This window comes from Streptomyces sp. NPDC005775 (assembly GCF_042871565.1).
Classification (GTDB): Bacteria; Actinomycetota; Actinomycetes; order Streptomycetales; family Streptomycetaceae; genus Streptomyces.
Genome location: NZ_JBIAIU010000015.1, coordinates 237,158 through 254,638 on the forward strand (window position 1 = coordinate 237,158; position 17,481 = coordinate 254,638).

The window sequence follows — 17,481 nt, forward strand, 5'->3', positions numbered from 1 at the left end:
GGCGCCCTCCCGGGCCCCTCCGCCACCGGGTGCCGGCCACCCTCCACCGCTGTGCCGCCGCCCTCGTTCAACCGCTCCGCGCCACCCCGGTTATCCGTACCGTTAGTGTGGGGCCCCGTCCGAGACGCGCCAACGACCCGACAGGGCGCGCGTGTACACCGATGCAGCCCCCGGGGGGACGTCCCCCGGACCCGGCCGGAGGGCCCGTACCTCGATGTCCGTGCACAGCCAACCGACGGCGCCGTACGCGGCCGCCGCCCCAGAGTTCCCCCGGCACGTCGTCACCGCCGTGCTCGTCTCCCACGACGGCGCACGCTGGCTGCCCGACGCGCTCGCCGGACTGCTCGGGCAGGAACGCCCCGTACAGAACGCCGTCGCCGCCGACACCGGCAGCGCCGACGACTCCGCGCGACTGGTCACCGAGGCGCTCGGCGCCGACCGCGTCCTGCACCTCGCGCGGCGTACGAGCTTCGGCACCGCCGTCGACGAGGCGAGCCGCACCGCGGACGTTCTCACCCCCGACGACCTGCCGTACCTGAAGCGCCCCAGCGGCTGGGACCCCGTCACCAGGTCCTGGCGCGACGACGCCTACGACCTCCCCGAGCTGCCGCACGGCGAACCGGTGCAGTGGCTCTGGCTGCTCCACGACGACTGCGCCCCCGAACCCGACGCCCTCGCCGAGATGCTGCGCGTCGTCGACAACGACCAGCACGCCGCGATCGTCGGACCCAAGCTCCGCGGCTGGTACGACCGCCGGCAGCTCCTCGAAGTCGGCGTCTCCATCGCCAACAGCGGGCGCCGCTGGACCGGCCTCGACCGGCGCGAGCAGGACCAGGGCCAGCACGACCAGGTCCGTACCGTCCTGTCCGTCTCCACCGCGGGCATGCTGATCCGCCGGGACGTCTGGGAGGAGCTCGGCGGCTTCGACCGCCGACTGCCCCTGATGCGGGACGACGTCGACCTGTGCTGGCGCGCCCATATGGCCGGCCACCGCGTGCTGGTCGCCCCCGACGCCGTCCTGCGGCACGCCGAGGCGTCCGCCCGCGAACGCCGCCCCATCGACTGCGCCGGGCGCTCCGTCTCCAGCCCGCACCGCGTCGACAAGGCCGGCGCCGTCTACACCATGCTCGTCAACGCCCCCGGCAAGCGGCTTCCCTGGGTGATGCTCAGGCTTCTGCTCGGCACGCTGCTGCGTACGCTCGCCTACCTCGTCGGCAAGGTGCCGGGCCAGGCCCTCGACGAGGTCACCGGCCTCCTCGGCACCCTGCTGCGCCCCGGCCGGATCCTCGGGGCCCGGAAGAGCCGCGGCAAGGGGGTCGTCGACCCGGCCGAGATGCGCGGCCTCTTCCCCGCGCCCGGCGCCACCGTCCGCGCGACCGTCGAACAGATCGCCGGTAACTTCGGCGGCAGCTCGGAGGCCGACTCCGGCGGCTCGCGCCACGGCGCCGTCGAGTCCGGACCGGGCGGCGACGACGCCGACTTCCTGGAGATCGACCAGTTCGCCAAACTGAAGCGCGTCGGACGCAAGCCGGGCCCGGTGCTCTTCGCCCTCCTGCTCCTGGTCTCCCTCGTCGCCTGCCGCAGCCTCCTCGGCGGCGGCGCGCTGGCCGGCGGCGCCCTGCTGCCCGCACCCGGCGACGTCTCCGACCTGTGGGGCCGCTACGCGGACGGCTGGCACGCCATCGGCACCGGCGGCACCCAGACCGCACCGCCCTACCTGGCCGTGATCTCGGCCCTCTCCGCGCTGTTCCTCGGCTCCACCGGCTTCGCGCTCACCCTGCTGCTGGTCTGCTCGGTCCCGCTCGCCGGACTCACCGCGTACTTCGTCACGCGCCCGCTGCTGCCCTCCCGGCTGCTGCGCGCCTGGGCGAGCGTCGCGTACGCCTTCCTGCCCGCCGCGACCGGCGCCCTCGCGACCGGCCGCCTCGGTACCGCCGTCCTCGCCGTCCTGCTCCCGCTGATCGCCCGTGCGGCCGTCTCCGCGCACGGCATGCGAGGCGGCGGCGACAGCCGCGGCAGCTGGCGCGCCACCTGGGCGTACACCCTGCTGCTCACCCTCGCGATGGCGTTCACCCCCGTGGTCTGGCCGCTCGCCGTGGTGCTCGGCATCGGGGTGCTGGCGCTGCGCCGCAACGACATCACGGCCTACGGCCTCCGCTTCCTCGCCGCTGTCGGCACCCCGCTGCTGGTCCTCGCGCCCTGGTCGCTCTCGCTCCTGACGAGCCCGTCGTCCTTCCTGAAGGAGGCGGGCCTGGAGACCGGTTCGGGCTCGGCCTCCGCGCTGGACCTCCTCGGAATCAGCCCCGGCGGGCCCAAGGCGGCCGGTGGCATCCTGCTCCTCGGCATCGTGCTGGCGGCGCTGGCCGCGCTGCTGCGAGGGGAGCGGCAGTTCGCCGCCCGGACCGCCTGGGTCGTGGCGCTGGTGGCCCTGGCCTTCGCCGGGGTGGCCAACGGCTCCGCCTGGGCGGGGCCCGCCACCCTCGTCTACGGCGGCGCGCTCATCGCCGCCGCGCTGGTCGGCGCGGACGGCGCCCGGATCCGCGTCGCCGAGCTCAGCTTCGGCTGGCGCCAGCCGGTCGCCGTCCTGATCGCGCTGGCCGCCGGGGTGGCCCCCGTGCTGGCCGCCGCCGGCTGGATGATCGGCGGCGCGGCGGGCCCCCTGGAGCGCCGCGACCCGGTGCAGGTGCCCGCGTTCGTCGCCGAGGAGAGCAGCACCCGGGACCAGCCGCGCACCCTGGTGCTCGGCGGGACCTCGCCGACCTCCGTCGCGTACACCCTGGTCCGCGGCTCCGGCGCGCGGCTGGGCGACGCCGAACTGGCCGCGGCCGGCGACGGCAACAGCCACCTCGACAAGGTCGTCGCCAACCTGGTCGCGGGCTCCGGCGCCGACCAGGGCAGCCAGCTCCGGGGCTTCGCGATCCGTTACGTCCTCGTACGGGACGGGGCGCCGAAGCAGATGAGCCGGGTCCTCGACGCGACCCCCGGCCTCAGCCGCCTCAGCCAGCTGGACGGCAGCGCGCTCTGGCGGGTGGACCGTCAGGTCGCCCGGATCATGATCGTCCCGTCGGCAGCCGCCGACGAGCAGCTCCCGGTGGGCTCCGGGCCCGTCGAGGCGCACACCGAGATCGAGCCGGGCGGCGCGGGCCGCGTGCTGCGGATCGCCGACGTCGCCGACCCCGGCTGGCAGGCCACGCTCGACGGCCGGCCGCTGACCCGCAAGACCGTCGACGGCTGGGCCCAGGGCTTCGAGCTCCCCACCGGGGGCGGCAGGCTGGACGTCACGTACGAGACGCCCTTCACGCACTCCGTGTGGATCTGGATCCAGGCCGCACTCGCCGTGGTCCTGCTGGTCCTCGCCCTGCCGGGCCGCCGCCGGGAGATCGACGACGACCTGCCCGAGGAGGACGTGGCGGTCCCCGCCGAGCCGGTCGCCGGTGAGGGGCGCCGGGCCCGCAGGCTGCGTGCGGCCGCGCTGGCCGAGGGCGACGACGGCGAGGGCTTCGACACGGACGAGGACGCGGGGGAGCGGGCGGAGGACGTCCCCGGCCGGCAGCCCGGCCCGGTGCCGCTCGACACCGACGACGGCCAGGACGTCTTCGTCCCCCAGCAGGCGGACGGCGACACCGGTCAGTACCCGGCGGTGCCGCCGCAGCAGCAGTACGGGGAGTGGGACGGCCGGCAGTACCAGGACGTCGGCTACCCGCAGTACCAGGACGGCCAGTACGGTGCCGCGCCGCAGCAACAGCCCGACGCTGCCGCCGGCTACGACCCGTACGGCTACCAGCAGCAGGGCGAGTACGACCCGTACGCCCAGGGCCAGGGCCAGTACGGCGACGCGGCGCAGCAGAACAGCGCCCCGTACGACCCCAACGCGGCGTACGACCCCCAGGCTCCGTACGACCCCAACACGGCGTACGGCAACGCTCCGTACGACGCGGGCCAGTACGGCGAGGGTCAGCAGTACGGCGCCCAGGGTCAGTACGGCACCCAGGGCCAGTACGGCGAGCAGGGTGCGTACGACCCGCAGAACCCCGACGAGAACCCCGACCAGAACCCCGCCCCGGGCCAGAACCCCTGGCCGACCGGTAACGCATCGCGAGGCGAGTCCGAGTGAAGTCCACCAGCCTGTCCCTCATCGCCGGGGCCGTGGCCCTCGCGGCCGTCACCGGATTCGCCGCGGTCAACGTGCCGGACGAAGGGGGCACGACGGCGGCGAAGACGGCCGTCCGGCTGCCCGTCGAACGCTCCAGCCTGCTCTGCCCGGCCCCCGGCCTGTCCGACCTCGCGGAGACGGAGTACACCTCCTTCACCCCGGTGGCGAAGAGCGGCGGCGCGACGAAACCGGGCGGCGCGGGCGAACCGGCCGGTACGGCCGAACTGCTCTCCACGGCGGCCAAGAGCACCGCCAAGGGCAAGGACAAGAAGACCAAGAAGGCGGACCCGGACAAGCCTGTCGTCCTCCTCAAGGAGCCCGGCAAACCGGCCACCGCCGAGGTGTCCGGCGCGGACGCTCCCGCCCTCGTCGGCACCGCCACGGGCCCGCTGGCCCCCGGCTGGACCGCCCAGCAGACGACCACCGTCGAGGCGGGCGACTCCCGCGGGCTGCTCGGCGTCAGCTGCACCGCGCCCGACACCGACTTCTGGTTCCCGGCCGCGAGCACGGCGAAGTCCCGCGAGGACTACGTCCACCTCACCAACCCGGACGACACCGCCGCCGTCGCCGACATCGAGCTGTACGGTCCGGACGGCACCCTCAAGTCCGACGTGGGCGAGGGCATCACGGTGCCCGCCCGGTCCGGCGTCCGCGTCCTCATCTCGACGCTGACCAGCAAGGCCGAAGACGATGTGACCGTCCACGTCACCACCAGGACCGGACGCGTCGGGGCGGTCGTCAGGGCCGCGGGCAGCGAGAACGGCAGCGACTGGCTCTCCGCCTCCGCCGAGCCGGCCGGCACCGTGGTCCTGCCCGGCATTCCGGCGGACGCGACCTCGGTGCGCCTGGTGGCCTTCGCCCCCGGCGAGGACGACGCCGACCTCACGGTGAAGCTGCTCGGCAAGACGGGCGCGATCTCACCGGTGGGTCACGAGGACCTCCACGTCAAGTCGCGGATGACCGCCGGCGTCGACCTGAAAAACCTGACCAGGGGCGAGCCGGGCTCCCTGCTCCTGACCCCCACCGAGGCCGGCAAGGCCACCCCGGTGGTGGCCGCACTGCGGGTGGTCCGCGGCAAGGGCGACAAGCAGGAGGTCGCCTACATCCCGGCGACCGGCCCGGTGGGCGCCCAGGCGACCGCCGCCGACAACCGGGCGAAGGGTTCGGTCCTCTCGCTCACCGCCCCCGCCTCCGCCGGCACCGTCAAGGTCACGGCGTCCGCGGGCAGCAAGGGCGGCACCCCGGTCAGCAAGACGTACCAGGTCGCCGCCGGCACGACGGTCGCGGTCACCCCGCCCGTCCCGGCGGGGCTCAAGGGCACGTACGCGCTGACCGTCGAGACGCAGTCGGGCGGGCCGGTCCACGCCTCCCGCACGCTGACGGTCCCGATGGACGGCATCCCGATGTTCACGGTGCAGACGCTGCCCGACGACCGCGGAACGGTCGAGGTGCCGGCCGCCGAACAGGACCTGTCGGTCCTCGACGACTGACGCCCGTCGGCGGGCCGCCCGGACATCCGCCCACGCGGCGGCCCGCCGCCACCGTGCGGTCTACTCCTGCCCGTACCGGGGATCGACCGACTCGGGCGAGAGCCCGAGCAGCTCCGCGACCTGCTCCACCACGACCTCGTGCACCAGCAGCGCACGCTCGTCACGGTTCTTGGTGCGGATCTCGACGGGGCGCCGGTAGACGACGATCTGCGCGGGCCGTTCCTTCTCCGCGGACAGCGCGCTCCCCAGCGGAACGATCTCCTCCGAGGTCCCCGGCACGTCGAGGACCACGAAGTCGACCTCGGCCAGCTGCGGCCACCGCCGCTCCAGCCGCTCCACCGAGTCCTGCACGAGATCGCGGAAACTGTCCGCCCTGCTGGCCGAGAGCGGCACCTGGGGAGGGGCGACGGGGCCGCGCATGCCGCGGCCGTGTCGGTCTCGGCGCCGCGGTCGGGGCTCGGACGGGTGGGGCGGTACGGGACTGTCCATCACTGACGCAGCGTAGCCTTCCGCGGGGTGAGCGGCCTCGGACTGCCCGGGCGCGAGCCGGCCTGTCCGTTCCCCTGTCCGTTCTTGACTGATCCGGCCAAGGGATGACCCGTTTCAGGCCCCGCACCTGATCACTGATCTCCCGCCGTACGACAGCTTTTGTGCCGAGTGATGACCGGAATCATCGCCGCCACGAACCGCGCCCCCCTCCTCCCTCCCAGGTCAGGGGAGTTGCCCGGGAGGGGCCCGGGCCCGGGGTCACACGGCGACACGGTGGGGTGAGCCGGGGCGGAGTCGTCGCAGCCCGCTCAAGAGTGCGGTACCGTCCAACATCGTGAGCCCTGTACGTCGCTGTTCGCGCACCGCGTGCGGCCGCCCTGCCGTCGCGACACTGACGTACGTCTATGCCGACTCGACTGCGGTCCTCGGCCCGCTCGCCACCTACGCCGAGCCCCACTGCTACGACCTCTGTGCCGAGCACAGTGAGCGCCTGACCGCGCCACGTGGCTGGGAGGTCGTCCGGCTCTCCGACCCCTCCGCGCCCGTAGGCCCCAGCGGTGACGACCTCGAAGCGCTGGCCAACGCCGTACGGGAAGCCGCGCGTCCGCAGGACCGCGGGGACGGCACCCGAGGCGGCGGCCCGCGCACCGCCGACCCGGTGGAGGTCGCCCGCAGGGGCCACCTCCGCGTGCTGCGCTCGCCCGACTCCTGAAAGGCCCCTCCCCGGGGCGTGGGACGCTCTCGGCCGCCGGGTAGTTTGGCGGTCCGAAGAGACCTCAGGAGGACCGGCCCGTGACTGCAGACCTGTCGCAGCTCGTGAAGGCGTACGACGTGCGCGGAGTCGTGCCCGACCAGTGGGACGAGGCGCTGGCCGAGCTGTTCGGGGCGGCGTTCGTCGAGGTGACCGAGGCGGACGCGATCGTCATCGGCCACGACATGCGCCCCACGTCCCCCGCCCTGTCGGGAGCCTTCGCCCGGGGCGCGGCGGCCCGCGGGGCCGATGTCACCCTGATCGGCCTCTGCTCGACCGACCAGCTGTACTACGCGTCGGGGTCACTGGACCTGCCGGGCGCGATGTTCACGGCCTCGCACAACCCGGCGCGGTACAACGGCATCAAGATGTGCCGGGCCGGTGCGGCCCCGGTCGGCCAGGACACCGGCCTCGCCGAGATCCGCACCCTGGTCGAGAAGTGGTCCGGGACCGGCGCACCGCAGCCGTCCACCACCCCCGGCACGGTCACCGAACGCGACACGCTCAAGGACTACGCCGCCCACCTGCTGTCCCTGGTCGACCTGTCGACGATCCGCCCCCTGAAGGTGGTCGTGGACGCGGGCAACGGCATGGGCGGCCACACGGTCCCGACCGTGTTCGCGGGCCAGCGGCTTGAACTCGTCCCGATGTACTTCGAGCTGGACGGCACGTTCCCGAACCACGAGGCCAATCCGCTCGACCCGGCGAACATCGTCGACCTCCGGGCCCGGGTGGTGGCCGAGGGCGCCGACCTCGGCCTGGCCTTCGACGGCGACGCGGACCGCTGCTTCGTCGTGGACGAGCGGGGCGCGGGCGTCTCCCCCTCGGCGATCACCGCCCTGGTCGCGGCCCGGGAACTGGCCCGCAACGGCAACCGGGGCACGGTCATCCACAACCTGATCTCCTCCCTCTCGGTCCCGGAGGTCGTCCGCGAACACGGCGGCACCCCCGTCCGCACCCGGGTCGGCCACTCCTTCATCAAGGCGGAGATGGCCGCGCACGGCGCGATCTTCGGCGGCGAGCACTCCGCGCACTACTACTTCCGCGATTTCTGGAACGCCGATACGGGCATGCTCGCCGCTCTCCACGTCCTGGCCGCCCTCGGAGGCCAGGAGGGGCCGCTCTCGGCTCTGGTGGCCCAGTACGACCGCTACACCGACTCGGGCGAGATCAACTCCACGGTCGACGACCAGCAGGCCCGGACGGCCGAGGTACGAGCGGCCTTCGCCACCCGTGAGGGCGTCACCACCGACGATCTGGACGGCCTCACGGTCACGTCCCCGGACTGGTGGTTCAACCTCCGCCCCTCCAATACGGAGCCCTTGCTGCGCCTGAACGTCGAGGCGGGCGACGAGGAGACGATGGCGGCGGTACGGGACGAGGTGCTGACGTTGATCCGCGCCGCGCGTCCCTGACCCGGGATCCGCACCCCGGTCCGTGGCCCGCTGGTCACCTTCCAGCCCCCGCCCTTCCTCTCCCGCCCCTCGGGCGTTCGAGGAGCGGGGGCCCGGGGGTGGAGCCCCCGGTCACGGGAAGCGGCGGGCAGGGGACAAGGCCCGCCGCGGGCGTCCCCGCCCCGGCCGGGCCAGGCCGCGCCCCCGTCACCCCAGCGGTAGGCTGACCACCCACGCCACACCACCCTCGTCCGCCCGAAGGGACACCCACCCATGCCGCTCGAAGCCGGCCTCCTGGAGATCCTGGCCTGCCCGGCCTGCCACTCCCCCCTCGACGACCGGTCCGCGGCCGACAGCCCCGAACTGATCTGCACCGGCTCGGACTGCGGCCTGGCCTACCCCGTACGGGACGGCATCCCCGTCCTGCTCGTCGACGAGGCCCGCCGCCCCGCATAACAGGGCCCCACCCCGCACGGTGATTGGCACGTGATCGGAGGACCGTCCCCATGCTCGACGAGTCGTTGCTCGACGCCCCGGAAGCCCTGGCCCGAGCCGACCGCCGCGGTCTGCTCCGCGGCGCCGCCGAGGCCGGGGCCAGGGTCCGTACCGCCGCCCGCCACGCGACGGAGGCCGGGATCACCGGTCTGACCCCGGAGGGCCGCCCGCGCGCCGTCCTGGTCGCGGGCTCAGGCACCGCCGCATCCGGCGTCGCCGACCTGATCGCGGCCCTGGCCGGAGCCTCCGTACCGGTCACGCGCATCCGCCCGACCGGAGTCGCCCCCGCAGCGGGCGCGTTGCGATGGACGCTGCCCGGCTGGGCCGGCTCCGTCGACCTGCTCCTCATCGCCACGGCGGACGGCTCCGAACCGGGCCTCGCCCTCCTCGCGGAGCAGGCGTACCGCCGCGGCTGCACCGTCGTGGCCGTGGCGCCCCGGCAGTCGCCGCTGCGCGAAGCGGTCGACGGGGTGCACGGCCTCGTCGTACCGATGGCCTCCGCCCCGCACGGCGAGTACGACGCCGAGACCTCGGCCGCGGGCCCCGGCACCCTCTGGGCCCTGTTCACCCCGCTGCTCGCGCTGCTCGACCGCGTCGGCCTGGTCACCGCGCCCGCCGAGGCGCTGCAGAGTGTCGCCGACCGCCTGGACCGCACGGCGGAGCGCTGCGGACCGGCGATCGCCACGTACAGCAACCCCGCCAAGACCCTGGCGGCCGAACTCGCGGACAGCCTGCCCCTCGTCTGGACCGAGGGCGACGCCGCGGGGCCGGTCGGGCGCCGGTTCGCCGCGGTGCTGGCCGAGCTCTCGGGCCGCCCGGCGCTCGCCGCCGAGCTCCCCGAGGCACTTCCCGCCCACGGGGGACTGCTGGCCGGAGCCTTCGCCGCGGGGGCCGATCCCGACGACTTCTTCCGGGACCGGGTCGACGAGTCCGAACCCCTTCACGCCCGGGTCGTCCTGCTCCGGGACCGGCCCACCGGCGGGCTGAGCGCGGCCCCAGCGGCCCGCGAACTGGCCCTGGGCCACGACGCGCCCATCAGCGAGCTGGAGCCGGAGGAGGGCAGCACGCTGGAAGCCCTCGCCGAACTCCTGGCGATCACCGACTTCGCCGCCGTCTACCTGGCCCTCGCCTCGGCAGCCCGCGCCTGAACCCCGCGGCCCGTGAACGACGCGACCACGTACGGCACACGGCGCGAACCCACCGAAAAGCACGCCCACCGCACAGCACGCCCACCACGAGGCACACCCACCACCCAGCGCACGCATCTCACACAGCACGAGGACGAATTCATGGACCGGCTCTCCAACACCGTGCGCCCGTACGCCTGGGGCTCCACCACCGCCATCCCGGCCCTGTTGGGCGTCGCCCCGACCGGCGAGCCGCAGGCGGAGATGTGGATGGGCGCCCACCCCGGCGCCCCCTCCCGGATAACCCGCACCGGCGCCCTCGACGCATCCGCCATCCCCTCCCCGGCTCCCGCCGAACAAGCGCTCACCGACGTCATCGCCGCCGACCCGGTCGGCGAACTCGGCCAGGCCGCCGTCGACAAGTTCGGCCCCCGCCTCCCCTTCCTCCTCAAGCTCCTCGCCGCCGGAGCACCGCTCTCCCTCCAGGTCCACCCCGACCTCGCCCAGGCACAGCGGGGTTACGCGGACGAGGAGCGCCGGTCCGTACCGATCGACGCCGCCCACCGCACGTACAAGGACGCCAACCACAAGCCCGAACTCATCTGTGCGCTCACCCCCTTCGACGGCCTGTGCGGCTTCCGCCGGCCCGTCGAGGCGGCCGAGGCGATGGAAGGGCTGGGCGTCGACTCCCTGAAGCCGTACGCGGATCTGCTGCGCGCCCACCCGGACGAGGCCGCCCTGCGCGAGGTCCTCACCGCGATCCTGACGGCGGACCCCGCGGAGATGGCCGACACGGTCGCGGCCGCGGCGGCCGCCGCCGAACGGATCGGCGGCACCTACGCCCCGTACGCCCGCATCGCCCACCACTTCCCCGGTGACGCCGGGGTCATCGCGGCCATGCTGTTGAACTACGTGCAACTGCAGCCCGGAGAGGCCCTGTTCCTGGGCGCCGGTGTGCCGCACGCCTACCTCGACGGTCTCGGCGTCGAGATCATGGCCAACTCGGACAACGTCCTGCGCTGCGGACTGACGCCCAAGCACATCGACGTACCCGAACTCCTGCGCATCGTCCGCTTCGAAGCGACCGAACCGGGCATCCTGCGCCCCGAGGCGTCCCCGTCCGGCGAGGAGCTCTACGAGACACCGGTCGACGAGTTCCGCCTCTCCCGCTACGACCTCTCCCCGGGCGCCGCCCCGGTCGACCTGACGGCGGCCACGCCCCAGATCCTGCTCTGCACGGCAGGCACACCGAAGGCCGGCGCGCTCGGCCTCGGCCCCGGCGAGTCGGTCTTCGTAAGGGCGGGGGAGAAGGCCGAAGTGTCCGGTACGGGTACGTTGTTCCGTGCCACTGTGGTGGCCTGACGTACCGTCCGCACCAGCGACTGCAACAATGTCCGGCCGTACCGCGGCCGCCGGAGCCGCAGCACCGAAGAAGGGACACCAGGCACCCATGAGTGCGTCAGGCGGAACCAAGGCGATCGTGGCGGCGCTCGCCGCCAACCTCGCGATCGCAGTGGCCAAATTCGTGGCGTTCCTGTTCAGTGGCTCGTCGTCGATGCTCGCGGAGAGCGTCCACTCGCTCGCCGACTCGGGCAACCAGGGCCTGCTGCTGCTCGGCGGCAAGAAGGCCCAGCGCGAGGCCACCCCCCAGCACCCCTTCGGGTACGGGCGCGAGCGCTACATCTACGCCTTCCTCGTCTCCATCGTCCTGTTCTCGGTCGGTGGCATGTTCGCGGTGTACGAGGGCTACGAGAAGATCAAGCACCCGCACGCGATCGAGGCCTGGTACTGGCCGGTCGGCGTCCTGGTCTTCGCGATCATCGCCGAGAGCTTCTCCTTCCGTACGGCGATCAGGGAGTCCAACGAGACCCGCGGCTCGCTCTCCTGGACCCAGTTCGTCCGCCGCGCGAAGGCCCCGGAACTCCCCGTCGTCCTGCTCGAGGACCTCGGCGCGCTCATCGGCCTCGTCCTCGCGCTCGCCGGTGTCGGCCTGGCCCTCGGCACCGGCAACGGTGTGTGGGACGGCATCGGCACCCTGTGCATCGGCATCCTGCTGATCGTCATCGCGATCGTCCTGGCCGCCGAGACCAAGTCCCTGCTGCTCGGTGAGGCCGCCGGAACCGACCAGGTCGACAAGATCAAGGCCGCGGTCGTCGACGGCCACACCGTCACCGGCGTCATCCACATGCGTACGCTCCACCTCGGCCCGGAGGAGCTGCTGGTCGCCGCCAAGATCGCGGTTCAGCACGACGACACCGCCACCGAGGTCGCCAACGCCATCAACGCCGCGGAGTCCCGCATCCGCGAGGCCGTCCCGATCGCCCGTGTCATCTACCTCGAGCCGGACATTTACAACGAGGCGGCGGCCGCGGCCGGCGTCAACCCGGCCAAGCGGGTGGGCGGAGCACCGGCCGCCCCGGCGGCCGACCAGACCCGCGGCGACACCCCCGACGCCCCGGCCGACCCGACGGAATCCGGTCACTGACCACCTCCGATGCGCCGATGAGGCCGCTTCCGGACCCGGTGGACTGGGAGCGGCTGGGCCGTTCGGTGTAGATTCGTCAGCAGTGTCAGACGTCGCTGCTGATGGCGGTCGATCGGTCCGTACGCCGGACCGGCCGAGGGAGAGAGGGCCTCCGACGGACTGCGCTGCGAACCGCTCGGGCATTCGTGTGCCCCCGCGTGCCGCAGAGCCGCCCTACCCACCCTCGACCCATCACGAGGAGCAGCCCGTTATGACGACGGTCGCCAATCGACAGGACTTCAAGGTCGCCGACCTCTCCCTCGCAGCCTTCGGCCGCAAGGAGATCACCCTCGCCGAGCACGAGATGCCCGGCCTGATGTCGATCCGCAAGGAGTACGCCGCCGCGCAGCCGCTGGCCGGCGCCCGCATCACCGGTTCGCTGCACATGACCGTGCAGACGGCCGTGCTGATCGAGACCCTGGTCGCCCTCGGCGCCGAGGTCCGCTGGGCCTCCTGCAACATCTTCTCCACTCAGGACCACGCGGCCGCCGCCATCGCGGTGGGCCCGAACGGCACCCCGGAAGCCCCCGCCGGCGTCCCGGTCTTCGCCTGGAAGGGCGAGTCGCTGGAGGAGTACTGGTGGTGCACGGAGCAGGCGCTGACCTGGCCGAACACCCCCACCGGTGGTCCGAACATGATCCTCGACGACGGTGGTGACGCCACCCTCCTCGTCCACAAGGGCGTGGAGTTCGAGAAGGCCGGCGCGGCCCCGGACCCGGCGACCGCGGACAGCGAGGAGTACGCGTACATCCTCACGCTGCTGAACCGGACCCTCGGCGAGTCCCCGCAGAAGTGGACGCAGCTGGCGTCCGAGATCCGTGGGGTCACGGAGGAGACCACGACCGGTGTGCACCGGCTGTACGAGATGCACCGCGACGGCACCCTCCTGTTCCCGGCGATCAACGTCAATGACGCGGTCACCAAGTCGAAGTTCGACAACAAGTACGGCTGCCGCCACTCGCTGATCGACGGCATCAACCGCGCCACCGACGTCCTGATCGGCGGCAAGACCGCCGTCGTCTGCGGCTACGGCGACGTGGGCAAGGGCTGCGCGGAGTCCCTGCGTGGCCAGGGCGCCCGGGTGATCATCACGGAGATCGACCCGATCTGCGCGCTGCAGGCGGCGATGGACGGCTACCAGGTCGCCACCCTCGACGACGTCGTCGCGCAGGCCGACATCTTCGTCACCACGACGGGCAACAAGGACATCATCATGGCCGCCGACATGGCCAAGATGAAGCACCAGGCCATCGTCGGCAACATCGGCCACTTCGACAACGAGATCGACATGGCCGGCCTCGCCAAGATCGACGGCATCGTCAAGGACGAGGTCAAGCCGCAGGTCCACACCTGGACGTTCCCCGACGGCAAGGTCCTCATCGTGCTGTCCGAGGGCCGCCTGCTGAACCTGGGCAACGCGACCGGTCACCCCTCGTTCGTGATGTCCAACTCGTTCGCGGACCAGACCCTGGCCCAGATCGAGCTGTTCACCAAGCCCGAGGAGTACCCGACCGACGTCTACGTGCTGCCCAAGCACCTGGACGAGAAGGTCGCCCGCCTCCACCTCGCAGCGCTCGGCGTGAGGCTCACGACGCTCCGCCCCGAGCAGGCCGCCTACATCGGCGTCGAGGTCGACGGCCCGTACAAGTCCGACCACTACCGCTACTGAGACGGTCGCTGCCCGCGACGGCCTGCCGGTGACCTGGCCCCCCACCACCGGTCGGTGAGGACCGGCCACCGGCAGACCCCGCAGCGCCTGCGGACACGCACGCGTACGCAGACCCGGTGACTCAGCAGCAGCTACGAACGCAGGCCCCCGCACCCCCGTGCCGGGGGCCTGCGCCGTACCGCACCCGCACAGCCCGAGGAACCCGAAGGACCCCATGCCACGCGGCCGATATTCGCTCCACGATCTCCACGACCACACCCCCCTCGGTGAAGAACACTTCCACTGCGCACCCGGCCCGTCCGGCTGGCGCTACGTCTCCCAGTCGACCGCCCCGTCCGGCGATCACCTCGGATCCGTCGACCTCACCCTCGACGAGCTCGGCCGCCCCATTCGTCTCGAACTCCACGCCGCGAGCTGGCAGGTCCGCGGCGCCGCCCTCGAAGGCGTCACCTGGGTGCGCACCGACCCGAGCGGCACCCACGCCACCGAAGGCAATGTCCGCGCCCACGCCTTCAACGGCACGTCCCCCGCGTTCCTCATCGCCACCGCACGGCTGCTGCGCCTCACCCCCGCCTCCGCGCCCACCCGGCTCCGTCTCGTCACCTTCACGGACCCGGTGCTCGCCCCCCGTACCGTCGACCAGTCCTGGGCCCTGGTGAACAGTGAAGCGCACCCCACTGACAACGGCCCCCTGACTGTGGACGCGTACCAGGTCAGCGCCCTGGACACCGGTGAGCAGTACACCGTCCACCTCGCCGGCGACGTAGTCCTCTCGGCCCCCGGCATCGAGCTCGAAGAGCTGGAATCCCCGCCCTCGGACCGGTAGGGGCCGCCAGGCGGCGGCAGCGCCACGCAGGCCCCATCCCTAAGCGGGTGGAACGAATCCACTGCTGGGCGCCCGCACCGCGGCGTCCGCCCCTTGAACCTCCGGCGCGCGCTCGGGCAGGACGGGCTGGGCGGGGTGCGCTTGCGCGGGAGCGGGAGGGGACACCGGAGCCGGGTGAGCGCGGGGGACGGGGTGGGCCGTGGGAACCGCGGCAGGGGTCGCGCCGAACGCCCGTCGCGCATCACGCGCCTGCCGTTCGTGCACCACAGAGGCCAGGAACGCGGCGGCAGGGACACCCACCGGCGCCGGAACCCCGGTTCGCGCAGCGAGTTCCCCGGCCAGCCGTTGCGACATGTCCCGGCCCACGACGGCGTCCAACTGGTGCATCCGCGTCAGGTACTGCCGCACCGCAAGCCACAGATCGTCCGGGACCGCCGACAGATCCAGTCCGGCGAACCGCCCGACCAGCCAGGGCGGCGGAGGCGGTACGGCAGCAGCCCGGCCCGCCGGCACCCGCTCCCGTACGACCAGCGTCCCCGCGAAGACATCCCCGAGCCGCCGCCCGCGCGCCGAAACCAGCGAGGCGACCGCGGCGACCGCACCGAGCGTCGCAAGGATCTCCACCATGCCCATCGCGCCGCGCACCAGCGCATGCCGGAACCGGATGGGCCCCCCGTCGTCCCGCACCACCCGAAGCCCGCACGCGAGCTTCCCCAGCGAACGGCCGTGGCTGAGCGTTTCCACCGCGACCGGGGCTCCCACCAGAACGAGCAGGAAGGTCGCCACGGTCACCGCCGCAACAGCCGCTTCGTCGAGCGTGACCGTCGCGATGGCCAACCCGATCGACACCAGGACGAACACCGACCCCACCGCCACCAGATCGATGGCCAGAGCCAGGGCGCGGCTCGGCAGTTTCGCCGGCCGCAAACCCAGCACGACCGCGTCCCCGGTCACCAACTCACTCATCGCCGCCCACCCTTCGCCGATCATCCCTGCCCCTCGGGGCCACAGTCTGCCAAGCTGACCCGCAACGCGCCCCAGTTGTACGCCGCAGTTGTACGGACCCGTACACACCCCTGCCAGGAGCAGCAGCCGACCATGGACCTCGACGTCTTCGTCAACGCCCACCGCATCGAGTGGGACCGTCTGGACCACCTCCTGCACCGCGGGCGCAAGCTCACGGGCGCGGAAGCCGACGAACTCGTCGACCTCTACCAGCGCACCGCCACCCATCTCTCCCTGATCCAGTCCAGTGCCCCGGACCCTCTGCTCACCGCGCGCCTCACACAACTGGTGGCCCGGGCGCGCTCCGCGGTGACGGGGACCCGCCGCGCCTCCTGGCGTGACGCCGCGCATTTCCTCACGGCAGGCTTTCCCGCAGCGGTCTACCGATCCAGGCACTGGTGGATACCCACCGCGGTCCTCTCCGCGCTCCTGGCCGCTCTGATGGGCTGGTGGATCGGGGCCCACCCGGAGGTCCAGTCGGCCATCGCCGCACCGGAGGACCTCCGCCGGCTGACCAGCCCGGGCGGCGAGTACGAGACGTACTACTCCAGCCATCCGGCGGCCTCGTTCGCCGCCCAGGTCTGGACGAACAACGCCCAGGCCGCGGCCATGTGCCTGGTGCTCGGCGCGTTCCTCTGCGTCCCGGTGATCTGGATCCTCTTCGTCAACGTGCTGAACCTCGCGGTCGGCATCGGCCTGATGTCCTCGGCGGGCCGGCTCGACACGTTCCTGGGCCTGATCCTTCCGCACGGGCTCCTCGAACTCACGGCGGTCTTCGTCGCTGCCGGAACCGGTCTCCGCCTGGGCTGGACAGTCATCGACCCGGGCCCGTACACCCGGCGCGCAGCTCTGGCACAACAGGGCCGGGCAGCCCTCGGCATGGCGATCGGACTCGCCCTCGTCCTGTTCGTGTCGGGTCTCATCGAAGGCTTCGTCACCCCCTCGGGCCTTCCGACCTGGGCACGCATTGTCATCGGCATCGCCGCCGAGCTGGCCTTCCTCGCCTACGTCTACATCCTGGGTGGCCGGGCGTCCCGGTCCGGCGACGCAGGCGACATCGCAGCAGTCGAACGAAGCGCCGAGCTGCCGGTAGCCGCCTGATGTGCGTACGGCTCCACTGGCCTGCTAGTCTCCTCCTCGCCCCAAAAACTGTTGACACAGCGGATGGGGGGAGGTAGATTTGAACGGTTGCCTCGAACTGGACAAGTTCGAGCCCAACGGTTAGAGTCACCCTCGCTCTCGACGGGAACTCATTTTCCGCAGAGCCAATTGATTCCCACTCTCCGAAGCGTGAAGCCGGTTATTTTGGCGCTATTGCTTCTGATAAAGTCGAATCTGCCGAAAGGCGAGGCCTCTTCAACGGCCACTGGATTCAAATTCGGACCGGTAAACGGGACGGAATGGGTCTGGTAAGGTTGGAACCGCTGAAAAGGGAAAGCGCGAAAGCGAAGAACTGGAAAGCAAAAATGCGAGGCCCGCTTCGACCGGGAATCGGACACGAAAGAGTCTGATAGAGTCGGAAACGCAAGACCGAAGGGAAGCGCCCGGAGGAAAGCCC

The 17,481-nt window shown here is 72.4% G+C and carries 13 protein-coding genes; 11 read left to right on the forward strand and 2 right to left on the reverse strand.

Annotation, left to right across the window (positions count from 1 at the left end; translation table 11 throughout):
• Positions 1-214: 214 nt before the first annotated feature.
• A complete protein-coding gene (locus tag ACFYPA_RS30530; protein ID WP_389135542.1) occupies positions 215-4,114 on the forward strand; it encodes a glycosyltransferase in 3,900 nt (1,299 codons plus the stop codon).
• A complete protein-coding gene (locus ACFYPA_RS30535) occupies positions 4,111-5,643 on the forward strand; it encodes a DUF5719 family protein (protein WP_359314999.1) in 1,533 nt (510 codons plus the stop codon). Before ACFYPA_RS30530 ends, ACFYPA_RS30535 begins: the two co-directional genes overlap by 4 nt.
• 60 nt (positions 5,644-5,703) lie before the next feature.
• Here the strand turns inward: ACFYPA_RS30535 and ACFYPA_RS30540 are convergent, their stop codons facing one another.
• Positions 5,704-6,132: a metallopeptidase family protein gene (locus ACFYPA_RS30540; protein WP_359082985.1), complete on the reverse strand. Its 429-nt coding sequence runs from the start codon at positions 6,130-6,132 to the stop codon at positions 5,704-5,706.
• Positions 6,133-6,466: 334 nt separating this feature from the next.
• Here ACFYPA_RS30540 and ACFYPA_RS30545 point away from each other — a divergent pair, with 334 nt between their 5' ends.
• The 8 genes from ACFYPA_RS30545 (at position 6,467) to ACFYPA_RS30580 (ending at position 14,918) form a co-directional block, all read left to right on the forward strand.
• The gene (locus tag ACFYPA_RS30545) at positions 6,467-6,844 is read left to right on the forward strand and encodes a DUF3499 domain-containing protein (protein ID WP_359314996.1); all 378 of its coding nucleotides are present in this window, start codon (positions 6,467-6,469) and stop codon (positions 6,842-6,844) included.
• An 80-nt stretch (positions 6,845-6,924) separates the two neighbouring features.
• A complete protein-coding gene (locus ACFYPA_RS30550) occupies positions 6,925-8,298 on the forward strand; it encodes a phosphomannomutase/phosphoglucomutase (protein WP_359082987.1) in 1,374 nt (457 codons plus the stop codon).
• Between the two features lie 252 nt (positions 8,299-8,550).
• On the forward strand, positions 8,551-8,733 hold the full coding sequence (locus tag ACFYPA_RS30555) for a Trm112 family protein (RefSeq protein WP_359082989.1): 183 nt from the start codon (positions 8,551-8,553) through the stop codon (positions 8,731-8,733).
• A gap of 50 nt (positions 8,734-8,783) precedes the next feature.
• A complete protein-coding gene (locus ACFYPA_RS30560) occupies positions 8,784-9,920 on the forward strand; it encodes an SIS domain-containing protein (RefSeq protein WP_359314993.1) in 1,137 nt (378 codons plus the stop codon).
• A 141-nt stretch (positions 9,921-10,061) separates the two neighbouring features.
• A complete protein-coding gene (gene manA, locus ACFYPA_RS30565) occupies positions 10,062-11,261 on the forward strand; it encodes a mannose-6-phosphate isomerase, class I (protein ID WP_359315430.1) in 1,200 nt (399 codons plus the stop codon).
• Positions 11,262-11,349: 88 nt separating this feature from the next.
• The gene (locus ACFYPA_RS30570) at positions 11,350-12,384 is read left to right on the forward strand and encodes a cation diffusion facilitator family transporter (protein WP_359314990.1); all 1,035 of its coding nucleotides are present in this window, start codon (positions 11,350-11,352) and stop codon (positions 12,382-12,384) included.
• A 250-nt stretch (positions 12,385-12,634) separates the two neighbouring features.
• The gene (gene ahcY / locus ACFYPA_RS30575; RefSeq protein WP_359082992.1) at positions 12,635-14,092 is read left to right on the forward strand and encodes an adenosylhomocysteinase; all 1,458 of its coding nucleotides are present in this window, start codon (positions 12,635-12,637) and stop codon (positions 14,090-14,092) included.
• Between the two features lie 214 nt (positions 14,093-14,306).
• Positions 14,307-14,918, forward strand: a complete 612-nt coding sequence (locus ACFYPA_RS30580; RefSeq protein ID WP_359314987.1) for a hypothetical protein — start codon at positions 14,307-14,309, stop codon at positions 14,916-14,918.
• A gap of 39 nt (positions 14,919-14,957) precedes the next feature.
• Here ACFYPA_RS30580 and ACFYPA_RS30585 read toward each other — a convergent pair whose 3' ends face one another.
• Positions 14,958-15,884: an RDD family protein gene (locus ACFYPA_RS30585; protein ID WP_389135547.1), complete on the reverse strand. Its 927-nt coding sequence runs from the start codon at positions 15,882-15,884 to the stop codon at positions 14,958-14,960.
• Positions 15,885-16,016: 132 nt separating this feature from the next.
• Between ACFYPA_RS30585 and ACFYPA_RS30590 the strand changes: the two genes are divergently transcribed.
• Positions 16,017-17,024 (forward strand): stage II sporulation protein M, encoded by a 1,008-nt coding sequence (locus ACFYPA_RS30590; protein ID WP_359082996.1) that lies wholly within the window; start codon positions 16,017-16,019, stop codon positions 17,022-17,024.
• Positions 17,025-17,481: the final 457 nt, after the last annotated feature.